14 protein-coding genes are annotated in these 16,260 nt (G+C 66.0%); 7 read left to right on the forward strand and 7 right to left on the reverse strand.

Annotated features, from left to right (window positions below; translation table 11 throughout):
• From AC3A56_RS03790 to pilG, 5 genes are all read right to left on the reverse strand, one after another.
• Positions 1-3,344: FimL-related protein (locus AC3A56_RS03790; RefSeq protein ID WP_487769388.1), on the reverse strand; the 3,344-nt coding region annotated here is incomplete at its 3' end.
• A gap of 103 nt (positions 3,345-3,447) precedes the next feature.
• On the reverse strand, positions 3,448-5,478 hold the full coding sequence (locus AC3A56_RS03795; RefSeq protein WP_056717820.1) for a methyl-accepting chemotaxis protein: 2,031 nt from the start codon (positions 5,476-5,478) through the stop codon (positions 3,448-3,450).
• Positions 5,479-5,605: 127 nt separating this feature from the next.
• Positions 5,606-6,145 (reverse strand): chemotaxis protein CheW, encoded by a 540-nt coding sequence (locus AC3A56_RS03800; RefSeq protein WP_056717819.1) that lies wholly within the window; start codon positions 6,143-6,145, stop codon positions 5,606-5,608.
• Positions 6,142-6,513 (reverse strand): response regulator, encoded by a 372-nt coding sequence (locus AC3A56_RS03805; protein WP_056717818.1) that lies wholly within the window; start codon positions 6,511-6,513, stop codon positions 6,142-6,144. The genes AC3A56_RS03800 and AC3A56_RS03805 overlap by 4 nt, the downstream gene beginning before the upstream one ends.
• Before the next feature lie 22 nt (positions 6,514-6,535).
• Entirely contained in the window at positions 6,536-6,901 is a 366-nt protein-coding gene (pilG, locus tag AC3A56_RS03810) for a twitching motility response regulator PilG (RefSeq protein ID WP_007809637.1), read from the reverse strand.
• Between the two features lie 400 nt (positions 6,902-7,301).
• Here pilG and gshB point away from each other — a divergent pair, with 400 nt between their 5' ends.
• The 7 genes from gshB (at position 7,302) to AC3A56_RS03845 (ending at position 13,641) form a co-directional block, all read left to right on the forward strand.
• Entirely contained in the window at positions 7,302-8,279 is a 978-nt protein-coding gene (gene gshB / locus AC3A56_RS03815; protein WP_487769389.1) for a glutathione synthase, read from the forward strand.
• Positions 8,276-9,145 carry an energy transducer TonB gene (locus AC3A56_RS03820; protein WP_056717816.1) on the forward strand — a complete coding sequence of 290 codons (870 nt, stop codon included), beginning with the start codon at positions 8,276-8,278 and terminating at the stop codon, positions 9,143-9,145. Before gshB ends, AC3A56_RS03820 begins: the two co-directional genes overlap by 4 nt.
• Positions 9,146-9,198: 53 nt before the next feature.
• Positions 9,199-9,768: a YqgE/AlgH family protein gene (locus AC3A56_RS03825; RefSeq protein WP_056717815.1), complete on the forward strand. Its 570-nt coding sequence runs from the start codon at positions 9,199-9,201 to the stop codon at positions 9,766-9,768.
• Positions 9,765-10,214, forward strand: coding sequence for a Holliday junction resolvase RuvX (gene ruvX / locus AC3A56_RS03830; protein WP_056717814.1), 450 nt, complete (start codon positions 9,765-9,767; stop codon positions 10,212-10,214). The genes AC3A56_RS03825 and ruvX overlap by 4 nt, the downstream gene beginning before the upstream one ends.
• Positions 10,215-10,242: 28 nt before the next feature.
• Entirely contained in the window at positions 10,243-11,169 is a 927-nt protein-coding gene (locus AC3A56_RS03835; RefSeq protein WP_056717813.1) for an aspartate carbamoyltransferase catalytic subunit, read from the forward strand.
• Between the two features lie 84 nt (positions 11,170-11,253).
• Positions 11,254-13,035 (forward strand): hypothetical protein, encoded by a 1,782-nt coding sequence (locus AC3A56_RS03840; RefSeq protein WP_487769390.1) that lies wholly within the window; start codon positions 11,254-11,256, stop codon positions 13,033-13,035.
• A 237-nt stretch (positions 13,036-13,272) separates the two neighbouring features.
• Positions 13,273-13,641 (forward strand): BON domain-containing protein, encoded by a 369-nt coding sequence (locus AC3A56_RS03845; protein ID WP_056717811.1) that lies wholly within the window; start codon positions 13,273-13,275, stop codon positions 13,639-13,641.
• An 82-nt stretch (positions 13,642-13,723) separates the two neighbouring features.
• Here the strand turns inward: AC3A56_RS03845 and AC3A56_RS03850 are convergent, their stop codons facing one another.
• Both AC3A56_RS03850 and AC3A56_RS03855 read right to left on the reverse strand, forming a co-directional pair.
• Positions 13,724-14,893 carry a PilT/PilU family type 4a pilus ATPase gene (locus AC3A56_RS03850; RefSeq protein WP_056717810.1) on the reverse strand — a complete coding sequence of 390 codons (1,170 nt, stop codon included), beginning with the start codon at positions 14,891-14,893 and terminating at the stop codon, positions 13,724-13,726.
• A gap of 118 nt (positions 14,894-15,011) precedes the next feature.
• Positions 15,012-16,049, reverse strand: coding sequence for a type IV pilus twitching motility protein PilT (locus tag AC3A56_RS03855; protein WP_056717809.1), 1,038 nt, complete (start codon positions 16,047-16,049; stop codon positions 15,012-15,014).
• Positions 16,050-16,260 lie beyond the last annotated feature (211 nt).

Here is a 16,260-nt window from a genome sequence, read left to right on the forward strand (position 1 = left end):
GCCAGCCTCTCGGCGGCAGCCTGTTCTGCTGCGGCGCGCTCGGCAGCCACCTCCTCGGGGGCAAACGCGTCGAGCGCGGCCGCCAGCTCGGCGGTCACCTCGGCGTGATGCGCATCATCCGGATGGACGTCCTGCGCATCATTCCCCGCCGACTGGGCCTCGGCTTCCGCGGCCGCCTGTGCAGCGGCGGCCTCGGCCATGCCGGCTTCCAGGGAAGCGGCCATGATCGCCTCGTCGACACCCGCATGATCCACAAACGCATGATCGGTCGGGGTTGCCGGCTGCACCGGCTCGAGCTCGTCGATCTGTGGCTCGAACACGACGTGCGCCACGCGCGACTCGGGATAATCGTCGCGCATGTGGACGATCTGCGCGGTGAGCACGTCCGCGTTCGGCAGTTGCGGCTCGGCGGCATCGAACTGGCCCATGACGTGGTCGACCACATCGACGGACTGCCCAAGCAGGCGGACGCCCTCGGCGGTCAGCGGCAGATTGGCGGCACGCAGGCGCTTGAACAGCGACTCCAGCGGCGACAGCAACTGCGTCAGCAAGGGGATGTCGACCATCGCAATCGCACCGTGCAGCGTGTGCACGGCGCGCAACAGTTCCTCGCCGACCGGCAGTTCGCCCTCGCAACGCTGGATCGCGCCACGAATGGTCTGCAGATACTGGGCCACTTCGCTGCGCAGGATTTCCAGCAGCACCGGATCGACCGGAGGCATCACCGGCATCGCGATGGCGTGATCCGGGCCCGCAGGCTCGTCTTCGACAAGCGCGCCAGCCATGCCGGCCAGGCCCGCCGTCGGCACCGAAGCCGCGGTCGAGTCGAGACGCGGCACCCGCCGACGAACGGTGCGACGGACCGTTTCGGTAGCCGTCGACACATGGTCTTCCAGGCGTGCCGGGTTGCCCGCCGCCAGTTGCTCGGCGGTGTGCATGATCGCGCTGAGCGGAGCGCTCGGCTGCCCTTCGCCCTTGAGGGCGGCGAGCAATCCGGGCAGCGCGGCGATGGCATGCCGCACCAGCGCCTGCACGTTGGCATCGGGCTGGATGCTGTTGTCGAGCACGCGGTTGAGCATGTCCTCGACTTTCCAGGCGAACTCGCCCAGCACGCCGGCACCGACCAGGCGACCCGAACCCTTCAGGGTGTGGAACGAACGACGAATGCTGACCAGCGACGATGTCTGCGCGGGATCAGCCAGCCAGGTCTTCTCGGCGCCGAGCAGGTTGTCGATCTCCTCCTGCATCTCTTCCAGGAAGATGTCGCGGATATCGTCATCGATGCCTTCGGCGTCGATGTTGAAGTGGGTGTTGTCGGCCAGCGCATCGCGCACCGGCACCTGCTCGACCACTTCCTCCTCGACCTCGACCCAGTCGCCATCCTCGTCATGGGCGTCACCGCCCACCAGCATGTTTGGTGCCGGCGCCTCGGTCTGGGCCAGGCGCAGACCGTCGAGATAGTGCGCCGGGGCCGCGGATGCACCGCTGTCGCCCACGAACAGGCCGGTGAGATCCACGCCCGGCAGCAGGCTGACCGATTCGGACAGTTCCGGATGTTCCGCATCGACGCCAGCGAGACCCGCAGCCGGCGCCATGGCGTCCGCTGCGACAGGGGCGGTGCTGACTTCGCGCTGGGCGGGTACCGGCCAGTAACCCAGCAGGCCGAGGCTGTGCTCGGCCACGTCGAGGATGTGTTCCAACCCGCCACGATGCTCGCGGGCCGCCTCGAGGTAATACTCCAGGGCAGCCAGGGCATCGGCCAGATGATCCATCTGGGTGCCGCTGGGCACGCGCCGATCCTGCAACAGTTCGTAATCGACGAAGCGACCCACGCCCTGCGCAAGTTCCGCCGGACGGGGCGAAGACAGCATGCGCATGGCGCCCGCCACTTCATCCATCTGCAGCGGTGCGCCGGCGAGTCGATCGTGCTCCCAGCCGGATTCGACGAACGCGACGATCGCGTCCTTGACCCGACCGGTGTTGGCGATGGCTTCCTGCATCAGCGTGGTGACAACGCCGAGTGCCTCGCTGCGTGGCAGCGCGTGCATGGCATCGCCAGCGCCCGGTTCGCCGTCGGAACCGAGGCTTTCGATGTGATCGTCCAGCGAGGCCTCGACGTAAAGCAGGGCCCCGGCGACATCGAGCAGGGTCTCTTCGTCGGCGGCGCGCAGCCGGTTGGCAATCTCGTCGAGCACCCGACGCTGTTCGGTGACCACGCGGCGCGGCACGGCCAGCGCCAGCATGCCCAGGGTATCGCCGACGCGCTCGAGCACCTCGCCCTGCACGGCCAGCTGGGCGGGGTCGCCATTCTGCTGGCGCAGGAACAGGTCCAGCGCTTCCTTGACGCGCAGCAGGTCGTCCTTCAACGCACGGGAAACGGAATCGAGCAGGGCACGATTGTGTCCCGCCATCGAGCCCCGCGCGTGCTCGAGTTCGCCGGCATCCGGCAACAGGGCGTCCAGACCATAGGTGCTGCGCAGCAGCTCCATCTGCGGGCTGCGCTGCTTGGCCTGGGCCACGATGTACAGCAGTTTGCAGGCGACATCGTCCGCCTCGCCACCGCGCAGGCTGTGTTCGCCCTGCTCGATCAGCAGGCGGATGTTGCGGTCGACCTTGCCGATCAACTGGCGTACTTCGCCCGCGAAACCCTTCAATGCACCCTGTTCGAGGCCCTCGAGAACACCGGCGGCGATCCACCAGAGGCGTCGCCCATGCACGTGATAGCAGCGGGCAGTGATCGCCAGCAGGGTCTTGCGCATGTTGACCAGCTGCACCGCGGCGTTCTGGCCGCGAAACCAGCCGAGCAGCTGCTGCTGGAAGCGCAGGCGCAGGTCGACCAGCTCGGCGCGATGCGCCTCGGCATAGGCCTCGCTCATCGCCGCCGGGGCCTGCTCGGGCAGGAAAGCGTCGAGATTGGGGTGGAACATCGCCGATTCGGGCAATGCTTCCTGGCCACGGCTGGCGCGCAGGTCGTTGAGCAGCGGCAGCAGCACCACCGGCACGTCGCGGTGCCCACTGGAAAGCCGCTCGAGGTAGTCGGGCAACTGCATCAGGCCGCGCATCAGCGCGGCATACGCTTCCTCGCGCTGGGCGACGTGGTCCTCCAGCAGGGCGATGGCGAGGGCCTCCATCTCTGCGGTGACCATGGCCGCGCCGTACAGCTCGACCATCTGCAAGGTGCCCTGCACCTGATGCAGATGGTCGGCACAGGTGCGCATGAAATCGCGCTTGCCCGGATTGTCGACGTAGGACTCCAGTGCCTCGCGGGCGATCGACAAGGTGTCGTCGAGCTCCGGCTTGACCCATTGCAGCGTCGTGAAATCGATGTGGTCTTGAAGTCTCATGCGCCTCTCTCAATGGTTGCACAACGCCAGCATCCTGCAACCATCGAGACTGCCCCCTGTCTTGTGCTTTTCTCAATCGCGCCGGAAAGCGGCACGGCCGATGTCAACCCGGCAGCTTGAAGTGAGCCACCGAACGCCGCAGATCGCTCGCCAGCTGTGCCAGCGTACCGATCGAGTCGGCCGTCTGGCTGGCACCTTGCGAGGTCTGCGAAGTAATTTCCTGAATCGCGTTCATCGAGACGGAGACATCCGTCGCCGCCGCGGACTGCTCGCGTGCTGCGGTCGAGATGTTCTGAATCAGCGCGGACAGATCGTGCGAAACGCGTTCGATGTCACCCAGTGCGCTACCGGCATCCTCCGCCAGGCGTGCACCGGCGACCACCTCGGCGGTGGTCTGTTCCATCGAGTTCACCGCCTCGTTGGTATCGGACTGAATCGTCTGCACCAGCGTTTCGATACGCTTGGTGGCGCTGGTCGAGCGTTCGGCCAGTCGCTGCACTTCGTCCGCCACGACCGCGAAACCGCGGCCCGCCTCACCGGCCGAGGCCGCCTGGATCGCCGCGTTCAACGCCAGGATGTTGGTCTGCTCGGCGATGTCGTTGATCAGTTCGACGATCGAGCCGATCTCCTGCGAGGATTCGCCCAGTCGCTTGATGCGTTTGGAGGTCTCCTGGATCTGGTCGCGGATCGAGTCCATGCCGGAGATCGTCTCGCGCACCACTTCGGCGCCGTGCGAGGCGATCTTCACCGATCGTTCCGCCACGTCGGCCGATTCGGCCGAATCCCTGGACACCGTGTCCATCGAGGTCACGATCTGGTTGATGGCCGAGGTGGCCGAGCTGATCTGCTGTGCCTGCTGTTCCGCCGCGTTGGCGAGATGGCGGGCGGTGGTCTGGGTTTCCTGCGCCGACGAGGAGACCTGCTCGGAGGTCTCGTTGATCGTGGTCACCAGTGAACGCAGCTCGTCGATGGCGTAGTTCACCGAGTCGGCGATGGCGCCGGTGATGTCTTCGGACACCGTGGTCTTCACGGTCAGGTCGCCTTCCGCCAGCGAGCCCATCTCGTCCAGCAGGCGCATGATCGCCTCCTGGTTGCGCTGGTTCAGCTCGGTACTCTGGGCGAACCGCTTGCGCTGGTCGCGCACCAGGGTGATGACCAGCAACAGGGCGAAGGCCACCGCGGCGATCGCGCCGAGCAGGCCCCACCACACGTTCGGGAACAGCCGGCGCAGCGGCAGCTTGCCGATCTGCTCGGACAGGTCGTTTGCACGCAGCAGCACGGTCTGCGAATCCAGCGAAGCCTGGTTGCCGGCGCGCTTCACGTCGGCGATGTTGCCGGCGGCGGCGACCAGCTTGGAAACCGGGTCGGCCAGCTGGTTCCAGCTGGCGTCCATGTCGGTCAGGATCTTGCGGGCGTTGGAGTCGTTGATCGGCTTCACGCCGCTGTCGGGGTTGCCTTCGATCAGGCCCTTGAGCACGTTGCCGTACAACTGCGCGTCGCGGAACAGGCCGTCGGCGGCAGACTGGGCGCTGTCACCACCCTGCAGCACTTCCTGCACGCGGCGGATGATTCGGTCAGCCGACAGCATCTGGCGGGAGGTGCCCAGCATCTGTTCGGAGCTGCCGTTGCGCTGCTGCAGGATGTTGACCACCTGCTCCATGCTCGAGTTGAGCAGGGGCATCTGCTGCGAAAGCGTGGCGGCGCGCTGTCCGGAGTCGAGCACCACGGCCTTGTTCGACAGGATCTTGCCGATGTCGGCGTCGAGCTGTCTCCAGGAAGCATCCAGCGCATTGACGGCGCGACCCGCGGGGGTGACGTTGTTGTCCGCATACGGCTGCATGCCGCCCTTGGGATCACCCTTGTTCAGCCGCTGCACCGCGGAATCAATCGCGTTGCGGGTGGACTCGAGCTCCTTGAAGGAGTCGGTGTTGCCATCGGCCGATTCCAGCGCGAACTTCGCCGTCTGCTGTGACAGCACCTGGATCTGCGTGGTCAGCGCGATCGCCTGGCGATCTTCACTGTTCTTCTGGTTGAGCAGGAAGAAATCCAGTGCCGCGAAACCGATCGCAATCAGCAGCAGGACAATGAGTGCGGTGTAACCGCGTTCCCTGCTGACGCCCCCTGTAGTGCTCATGTTCACCTCATCCGTCTAACTGTCTGCATTGCCGGCCCCGCACAGCGGATACCGGCCAGGGAATATTGTCCCAAGTTTCCGGCCCGTTCCGGCGCCGGCCCTCCATGCCACTTCCGCCTGCGTGTGCTCAGGCGGCGGCCTGGCGGAAATCCGGCGCTCGCACCAGCCGGTTCATGCTGAAAATGGCCATCTGTTGCTCGCCCACCCGGCTTTCGGCGAAACGCACCAGTCGCGGATCATCTTCGCGCCCGGCATCGCGCCGCTGTTCCTCGTCGACCGTACGCTGGCCGAACACCTCGTCCACCAGCAGGGCCACGTTGCCGCCACCCTGACGCACCACCAGCAAGCGGGTCCGGTCGGTGTGCTGCGTGCGCTCGCCGAACAGGAATCGGCCGAAGTCGATCACCGGCACCAGGTTGCCGCGCACATTGGCCACGCCGAGCAGCCAGGGCTGGGTGCCCGGCACGGCGGTGAGCACGGGCACGGCCAGCAACTCGTTGATCTCGTCGATGCCGCTGACCAGCAGGCGCGAACCCACCCGGAAACCGATGCCGCGCCACAGTCCGGGCGCCTCGAACTTTTCCTGGGTGTCCGACGCGTGAGCCAGCGACAGCCGCTCGTACTGGGCAAGGATCTCGAAAGGGGTGCGGTTGACGGACTGGTTCATTTCTCGCTCGGCAACAATTCGTTGATGCAGGCCAGCAGTTCTTTTTCGTTCACCGGCTTGGTGATGAAGGCCCGCGCACCCTGGCGCAATCCCCACACGCGATCGGTTTCCATCGACTTGGTGGTGATCATCACGATCGGGACGTTCTGGGTCTTCGGATCGCGGGTAAGCGTGCGCGTTGCCTGGAAGCCGTTCATGCCGGGCATGATGACGTCCATGATGACGAGGTCGGGCAGATCGCTGCGCACGCGCTCGATGCCCTCTTCGGCGGTATTCACCGCCGCCACCTGGTGTCCCGCACGTTCAAGCAGGGTGGTGAACACGCGCACGTCGGTCGGCGAGTCGTCGATGATGAGAATATTGGCCACAGGTCCCCCTCAGAATCTGCAGTCAGTGGCTCGATACCGTGCTGACATGGCGATGGATGGCACCAAGCAGCTCGTCACGCGTGAACGGCTTGGTCAGATACTGTTCGGCACCCACGATGCGGCCACGAGCCTTGTCGAAGAGGCCGTCCTTGGAGGACAGCATGATCACCGGCGTGGCGCGGAACTGGGGGTTGTTCTTGATCAGCGCGCAGGTCTGATAGCCGTCCAGCCGCGGCATCATGATGTCGACGAAGATGATCGCCGGCTTCTGGTCGGAGATCTTGGCCAGGGCCTCGAACCCGTCGACCGCAGTCAGCACGTCGCAGCCCTCTTTCTTCAGAAGGGTCTCGGCCGTGCGGCGGATGGTCTTCGAGTCATCGATCACCATGACCTTGAGACCAGCCAAATCGTTAGCACTCACGTTCAAATTCACTCACTCCCCCTGCGGCCCGCCCCGAGCTCAGGATAGGCACCACGACATGCAACGTCCATGCCGGACGGTGCGCATGCAAAGTTTATTCTTGACGAGCCATCGGCAACCGCTCTGGGACGGTGATTCCGATGGCTTTGCTGTTTACTGCCTGCCCGCCGAGACTGTCAAGCAATAATCACCCGTGTTGTCTGAGGACTGCACAAGGTGACCCATAGTGGCACCATCTGGCCACCGACGACAGCCTCGACCGCTGCCGTCCGCGTCGTGACGTGATGGCCTCCGCGGTCTTCCATCTTAATATAGCGGCCTGCTGTCCCGCTCCCCTCCGCGTGGCGGCCCATTCCGGAGAATCACGATGAGCCTCGCGATCGGCGTGCTGATGGACCCCATCGGCGCAATCAAGGTGGCAAAGGACAGCAGCTTCGCAATGCTGTTGGAAGCGCAGCGCCGCGGCCATTCGCTGCACTACCTCGAACAGGGCGACCTGGCGCTGCGCAACGGTGATCCGTGGGGGCGCATGGCCACGCTCGAGGTCCGTGATGATCCGGCCCACTGGCACACCCTGGGCACGCCGCAATGGCGCGACCTGCGCCAGCTCGACGTGGTGCTGATGCGCAAGGACCCGCCGGTCGATGCGCAGTTCATCTACGACACCATGGTGCTGGAAGTCGCCCAGCACGGCGGCGTGGCCGTGGTCAACGACCCGCGCTCGCTGCGCGACTGCAATGAAAAGCTGTTTGCCCTGCAATTCGGGCAATGCATCGCGCCGACCCTGGTGGCGCGCGATGCCGGCGAACTGCGCCGATTCGCCGCCGAGCACGGCGAAGTGGTGCTGAAGCCGCTGGATGGCATGGGTGGCCGCGGCATCTTCCGGGCGCGGGCGGGCGACAGCAACCTCAACTCGATGCTGGAGACGCTGCTGGGTGGTGACGCCCACGGCGAAGGGCGCCAGTTCGCGATCGCCCAGAAGTACATCCCGGAAATCACCGCGGGCGACAAGCGCATCCTGGTGATCGATGGCGAACCGGTCCCCTACGCCCTGGCGCGAATCCCCCAGGGCAACGAGTTCCGCGGCAACCTCGCTGCCGGCGGGCGCGGCGAAGGGGTTCCGCTGTCCGATCGCGACCGCTGGATCGTCGAACAGGTGGCGCCCGAACTGCGCCGGCGCGGCCTGCTGTTCGTCGGCCTCGACGTGATCGGCGATTACCTGACCGAGATCAACATCACATCCCCGACCTGTGTACGTGAACTCGACGCCCAGTTCGGGCTTAACATTGCCGGTCAGCTGTTCGACGTCATCGAGCAGCACGTTTCCGGAAACCGCGCCGCGTGAGCCACACTGCAAGCGTCAACTCCCCGCCCGATCCGATTGGCGCCACTTTCCTGTTTTCGCTGCTTCTGCATGGCGTGTTGCTGCTGGGCATCACCTTCCACTTCGTGAAGCCCTCGCCCAGCCTGCCCACGCTGGACGTCACCCTGGTCAACGTGGCCAACCGGCAGGCGCCGGACAAGGCGGACTTCCTGGCCCAGGCCAACAACACCGGCGGCGGCCAGAGCGATCGTGCCGCGCGCCCGTCGGCGCCGTTTTCCGGCGCCATCCCCAAGCCCGACCCCGGGATTGCGGCGCAACCCGTCGACGCCACCACGCCGCAGCCACGCGAGGCCACCCCGACCCGCATGGTCACCACCAGCAGCGCCAGCGACTTCCAGGTGACCAGCGACACCGCCCGGGATCAGGTGGACCCCCAGCAGCTGACCCCGACGGCGGAAGAACTGAAGCGCCGCGAGGCCATCGCGCAACTGGCCGCCGAACTGCGCAAGAAGAAGGTCGACTACGCCAAGCGGCCCAAGGTGAAGTACCTCACCGCCAGTACCCGCGAATACGCCTACGCCGCCTACATGCGGGGCTGGTCCGACCGGGTGGAGCGGGTGGGCAACCTCAACTACCCCGAAGAGGCGCGCCGCCAGGGCTTGCACGGCGACGTGCTGCTCACCGTGGTGCTCAACCTCGATGGCAGCATCAAGACCATCGAAGTCATCCAGAGCTCCGGCCAGAAAGTGCTCGATGCCGCCGCCGAGCGCATCGTGCGCCTGGCGGCCCCGTTCCCGCCGGCCCCGAAAAGCGCCGAACGCATCGACCAGCTCAACATCACCCGCACCTGGCGCTTCCAGCCGAACAACGTGCTGCAGACTCGCTGAACCTCGCGGCTCGCGGTTCGGCGAACGACCCGCACTGCGCTTACAATGCGCACATGACCGCCGTGCAGCCATCGACACTCACCGGGCACTTCCTGATCGCCATGCCCAACCTGGCCGATCCGCCGTTCTCGCGCGGCGTCGCCCTGCTGTGCCAGCACGACGAGGATGGCGCGGTCGGCCTGCTGGTCAACCAGCTTTCCGAGTACAGCTTCGGCGACGTGCTGGCCCAGATGAAGCTGGAGTGCGCGGACAGCGAACTGGCCGACGCACCGGTCCTGATCGGTGGCCCGGTGCAACAGGAGCGCGGCTTCGTGCTGCATCGCGAGCCCGGCCCCTGGGATTCCAGCTACCGCATCAACGACCACTGGTCGGTCACCACCTCGCGCGACATCCTCGTCGCCATGGCCGCCGGTGAAGGCCCGCGCCAGGCGATCATGGTGCTCGGCTACGCGGGTTGGGACGCCGGCCAGCTGGAACAGGAACTGATGGCCAATGCCTGGCTGACCGCCGAAGCCAGCGACCGGGTGGTGTTCGACACGCCGCTGGAAGAGCGCTGGAGCGCCGCGGCCGGACTGGTCGGCGTCGATCCGCGCCAGTTGTCCGGTTACGCGGGCCACGCATGAGTTGCGCGTTCGGCTTCGATGTCGGCAGCAAGATCACCGGCGTGGCGATCGGCAACAGCTTCACCGCCAGCGCCCGCGCACTGGCCACGCTGGCCGTGCATGACGACACACCGGACTGGAACCGGCTCGATACGCTGCGCCGCGAATGGCAACCGGACACTCTCGTGGTCGGCCTGCCGCTGACCCTGGATGGTGCCGAGCAGCCGGCCAGCCGTCGTGCCCGCCGTTTCGCAGCGCAATTGCAGGAGCGCTACGGGCTGCCCGTGGTGCTGGTCGACGAGCGACACAGCTCGCAGGAAGCCGCCCAGCGTTTTGCCGGCGCCCGCGCGCTGGGCCTGAAGCGACGCCGCGACGCGGCAGCCATCGACGCCGAAGCCGCCGCGGTCGTGCTGGAGCGCTGGCTCGGCATGGCCACGACGAGCAGCGCGCCAGACGCCGATCACTAGAACCCCTCCCACCTCCAGACCGCCCGCCATGAGTCCTCGCCTGCGCCACCTCACCACCCTGGAAAACCTGCCGCGCGAGACCATCGAGCGCCTGCTCGACCGCGCCGAGGCCCTGCGCGACGCCTGCGCCCACGGCACCCGCAAGCTCGACGTGCTGGCCGGACGCACAGTGCTGAACCTGTTCTTCGAACCCTCCACGCGCACCCGCACCTCGTTCGAGCTGGCGGCGAGGCGGCTGGGCGCCGACGTGATCAACTTCGACATCGGGCTGTCCTCGACCAGCAAGGGCGAGGAACTGTTCGACACGCTGCATACGCTGGAAGCGATGCACCTGGACGCCATCATCGTGCGGCACAAGCAGTCCGGCACGCCGGACGAGCTGGTTCGCCACGCCATGAGCGGGGTGTCGGTGATCAATGCGGGTGACGGCAACCGGGCCCATCCCACCCAGGGCCTGCTGGACGCACTGACCATCCGCCAGCATCGGCCAGACCTGGAGAACCTGCGCGTCGTGATCTGCGGCGACATCAAGCACTCGCGCGTGGCGCGCTCGGACATCAGCGCCTTGAACGCGCTCGGCGTGAAGGAGATCCGCCTGTGCGGACCCGCCGAGCTGATGCCTGATGCCAACGAGGTGCCCAAAGGCTCGCGCCATGAGGATTTCGACGAGGCCATCGAAGGCGCCGACGCGGTGATCATGCTGCGCCTGCAAAAAGAGCGCATGGCCAGCATCGAGCTGCCCGACGAGGCCGCCTACTTCGCCCACTACGGCCTGGACCGGCGGCGCCTGGCGCGGGCCGCCCCCGGCTGCCTGGTGATGCACCCGGGACCGATCAACCGCGGCATCGAAATCGCCTCCGACGTCGCCGACGGCGCGCAGTCGCGCATCCTGGAACAGGTGGGCAATGGCGTGTTCGTGCGCATGGCCGTGCTGAACGAAGTGCTGGCACGCTGAAGCGCAGCGATTACGGCACCGCAGCACGGCCCCGGGCAAGCGGGCATAATGTCCCGCGCAGCATTCACCACACTGGGGATCATCATGCGATCGACGACGCGATACATCGCGCTGGGCTTCGCCGGCATCATGCTGGCGGCCTGCGGGCACAAGGACAAGGATGCACCACTGGCTTACGTTCCGGCGGACACGCCGTACGTGATGGCCAATCTCGACACCATGGACGACAGCACCCGTGGCGCCCTGCTCGCGCAAGCCGATGCGCAACTGCCATCCCAGCTGGCACAACTGGATGCCGCCGCCGACCGGCTGGCCGCGAAGGACCCGGAGGGTGCGCGCCTGCTGCGCGCGCTGCACGCCGAGTTCAAGGGCAAGACCATCGAAACCTTCGCCGAAGGCGCAGGCATCAATCTCAAGGGCTATTCCGCGTTCTATGGCCTGGGCCTGGCCCCGGTCGCCCGCTTCGACCTGAGTGACCCCGCCGCGTTCGACGCCTTCGTCGGCCGGCTGGAAACCGCTTACGGCAAGAAGCTGGAAGTGGCCAGCCTCGACAAGCAGTCCTATCGCCGCTTCACTTCCGCCGCCTCGGGCACGCAGATGATCCTGGCCACCGTCGGCAAGCAGGCGGTCGCTGCGCTGCTGCCCGGCGATGCTTCGCCGGCGCTGTTGCGCCAGGCACTGGGACTGGACCGTCCGCAGAAGAGCCTGCAGGACGACGGTCGCCTGGCCACCCTGGCCAAGGCCAAGGGTTACCAGAAGTGGCTGGTCGGCCAGTTCGACCTCACCCGCGCGCTGCCGCTGGCGGTGAGCGGCAAGGACCCGCTGGTGAATGCGATCCAGAAGGCCCGCGCCCAGGCGGTGTCGGCCAAGACCGGCGAGCCGGTGGCCACCCAATTGCAGACCTCGCCCAGCTGCAGTGCGGACGCGGCGCGCATCGCCGCCCGCGTGCCCACCATCAGCTTCGGCTACACGCAGCTCGATGCGAAGCACCAGGACGCCCGCGTCGACATCGCCCTGGCGGACGACATCAGCCAGGCCTTCGCCGGCCTGAAGGTGGCCTTGCCCGGGCTGGGCAAGGCCGGCAGCGCGCCGTTCGACCTCAGCATCGCGCTGCCGATCGCCAGCATGCGCGGCTTCTGGATGGCGCAGGCTGACGCGGTCGCCGCCAAGCCGTTCACCTGTGCCTCGCTGACCGACCTCAACGACAGCTTCGCCAAGCTGGGCCCGGCCATGCAGAAGGCGGCGATTCCGCCGTTCGGCGACATGTTGGGAGTGCGCCTGGCGCTGGATTCGCTGAGCGCCGGCAAGGATTCCGCGATGCCTTCGTTCACCGGGCGCCTGGTGCTCGGCACCAGCAATCCCGAAGGACTGCTGGCGATGGGCCAGATGATGGTGCCCGCGCTGTCCCAGCTGAAGCTGGGCCACGACGGCACGCCGCAGGCGCTGCCCAAGGACATGGTCAGCATGCTGGGCCAGCCTGCATGGGTGGCGATGAGTGAAAAGGCGCTCGCGCTCGGCGTCGGTGCCGGCGAAGACAGCCACCTGGCCGACACGCTCAAGGAACCCGGCGGCGACGCCGGCCAGATGACGCGGATGCACATCAGCGGCGCCATGTACGTCAGCTGGCTGCAATTGATGGAACAGAAACTGGACGCGCTGGCTGCTGCCACCGCGACGCTGGGCAAGAGTGACGAGCCGTCGATCGACGACGGCAGCGACGCCACCAGCGCCGCCGACGAACTGGCCCGTTCCAGGGCGCAGTTCGCCGCGATGAAGGCCCAGGCCGAACGGGTCGACAGCATCGATGCCGAGATGCACGTCGACAAGAGCGGCATGGTGATCACCAGCCAGACCGTGCTGAAGTAACCCGATCGTCTGGACCAGAAGCCGGGGCGCCGTCGCGTCCCGGCTTTTTTGTGCCCGCAACGAACAGATGTCGAACATGCCGATGACATCCCGTTCGCATCCGTGATCGGGGACTGAACGGGGCGTGTCGCGGCGACATGCATTTCACCCTCCGGCTGGTGCCATGTCCCAAGGAAGCCGCTGCATGGCATCCCGCCTGCCACCGGCAGGCCCTCACCGCCAGTCAGGGAGATCGATATGCGCAATTCCAAGATCCGCACCAGCCTTTATGCCACCGCCATGATGTTCGGCTTCGCGGCCATTCCGTTCGGCCAGGTGATGGCCCAGGACAACGCCGGCCAGATGCAGAAGGCGTCGGACAACCAGACCGTTCCCGACAAGGCCGCCGATGCCTGGATCACCACCAAGGTGAAGTCCGAGTTCGGCACCACCAAGGGCGTTTCCGCCACCGACATCTCGGTGTCGACCAACGATGGCGTGGTGACCCTCAGCGGTACCGTTTCCAGCGCCGCGGAGAAAGACAGCGCCGAGCGCGTGGCCCGGAGCGTCAAGGGCGTCAAGAGTGTCGACACCAGCGGCCTCACCGTCGGCGTGGCCGAAAAATGATCACGGCATGACGGTGGCGATGCCACCTTGCTGAAACGAAAAAGGCGCCCCAGGGCGCCTTTTTCTTCATCCGGCAGGCGCCTCAGCGATTGAGGAAATTCGCACCACCAAGATTGTTCCCGTCGCGCGTCTCTTCCAGTTCCACGCCGTCCAGACCCTGCGACAGGGTATGCGCATCGCCGCCCTGCGCCAGCTTGATGCGCAGGCGCACCTCGTTGGAGCTGTCGGCGTAACGCAACGCGTCCTCGTAGCTGATCTCGCCGGCGTGATAGAGCTCGACCAGGGCCTGGTCGAACGTCTTCATGCCCAAGAGGGTGGATTCCTTCATCACTTCCTTCAGCTTGTGGATCTCGCCCTGGCGGATGTAGTCCTGCACCAGCGGCGTGCCCAGCAGCACTTCCACCGCCACGCGGCGTGCCTTGCCGTCCGGGGTGGGGATCAGCATCTGCGCCACGATGCCCTTCAGGTTCAGCGAAAGGTCCATCAGCAGCTGCTGGCGACGGTCTTCCGGAAAGAAGTGCAGGATGCGATCCATGGCCTGGTTCGCGTTGTTCGCGTGCAGGGTGCACAGCACCAAGTGGCCGGTTTCGGCGAAGGCAATCGCGTGGTCCATGCCCTCGCGGGTGCGCACCTCGCCGATCATGATCACGTCCGGCGCCTGGCGCAGGGTGTTCTTCAGGGCGTTGTCCCAGGTGTCGGTGTCGATGCCGACTTCGCGCTGGGTGATGATGCAGCCCTCGTGCTTGTGCACGTATTCGATCGGGTCCTCGATGGTGATGATGTGGCCGGTCGAATTCTGGTTGCGGTAGCCGATCATCGCCGCCAGCGAGGTCGATTTGCCCGAGCCGGTGGCGCCCACGAAGACGATGATGCCGCGCTTGGTCATCGCCAGCTGCTTGAGTACCGGCGGCAGGGTCAGCTCCTCGATCGACGGAATCTTCGACTCGATACGGCGCAGCACCATGCCGACGCAGTTGCGCTGGTAGAAGCACGAGACGCGGAACCGACCCACGCCCTGGGCGGAGATCGCGAACTGGCATTCGTGGGTCTTCTCGAACTCCTCGCGCTGGCCCGGCGTCATCACGTTGAGCACCATGTCACGCGACTGCTGCACGCTGAGCGGGCTCTGCGTGATCGGCACGATGCGGCCCTGCACCTTCATCGACGGCGCCACGCCCGCGGTGATGAACAGGTCGGACGCCTTCTTGTGCACCATCAGCTTCAGGAAGGAGGTGAAATCAAAATCGCTCATGGCTCTACCTCAGGGATTCGAGATTCGGGATTCGGGATTCGTCAGAAAAGCCGACGCCGGGAATCGGGCCGGGCGTTGGCTCGTGCCAATCCCGATTTCCGAATCCCGAATCCCCGCTTCACTTGAAGCTGTCCTTGTTCTTGGCGTACATCGAGGCCTCCTGACGGGTCACCAGGCCACGCTTGACCAGGTCCTGCAGGCACTGGTCAAGCGTCTGCATGCCGAACTGCTGGCCGGTCTGGATCGACGAATACATCTGCGCGACCTTGTCCTCGCGGATCAGGTTGCGGATCGCCGGGATGCCGACCATGATCTCGTGCGCCGCGATGCGGCCCCCGCCGACCTTCTTCAGCAGCGACTGCGAGATGACCGCGCGCAGCGACTCGGACAGCATCGAGCGCACCATCGGCTTCTCGCCGGCGGGGAACACGTCGATGATGCGGTCAATGGTCTTCGCCGCCGAGCTGGTGTGCACGGTGGCGAACACCAGGTGGCCGGTTTCCGCGGCGGTCAGCGCCAGGCGGATGGTTTCCAGGTCGCGCAACTCGCCGACCAGGATGTAGTCCGGATCCTCGCGCAACGCCGAGCGCAACGCCTCGTTGAAGCCGTGCGTGTCGCGATGCACTTCGCGCTGGTTGATCAGGCACTTCTGCGAGGTATGCACGAACTCGATCGGGTCCTCGACCGAGAGCATGTGACCGTATTCGTTCTTGTTGATGTGGTCGACCATCGCCGCCAGCGTGGTCGACTTGCCCGAGCCGGTCGGGCCGGTCACCAGGATCAGGCCCTGCGGCTGTTCGATCAGTTCCTTGAACACCCGGGGACAACCCAGGTCTTCCAGGGTCAGCACTTCGGACGGAATGGTACGGAACACCGCGCCAGCGCCGCGATTCTGGTTGAACGCGTTGACGCGGAAACGGGCCAGCCCGGGAATCTCGAACGAGAAGTCGGTCTCGTAGAACTCTTCGTAGTCGCGCCGCTGCTTGTCCGACATGATGTCGTAGATCAGCGAGTGCACCTGCTTGTGTTCCAGCGCAGGGATGTTGATGCGGCGGACATCGCCATCAACGCGGATCATCGGCGGCAGCCCGGCGGACAGATGCAAGTCCGAGGCCTTGTTCTTTACCGAGAAGGCAAGCAGTTCGGCAATGTCCATGAAGTCGTTTCCCCTAAACCGAGCGTCTGGATGGCATGAATTCGGGCGCTGCAATCGGGACCGTCGATCGTCCGCAGGCGTGGTGCGCCGCAACGCATGTTGCCTGGCGCCACCTCGCAGCCCGGACGAGCCGTTCCAATCCCCTTGCAGCCGGGTCGATACTACTCGCGCAAGCGGCTGTGCGGCCAGTCTTTCCAGCCGCCAGCGCGCA

It is taken from the genome of Rhodanobacter sp. Soil_C_14, from assembly GCF_057657335.1.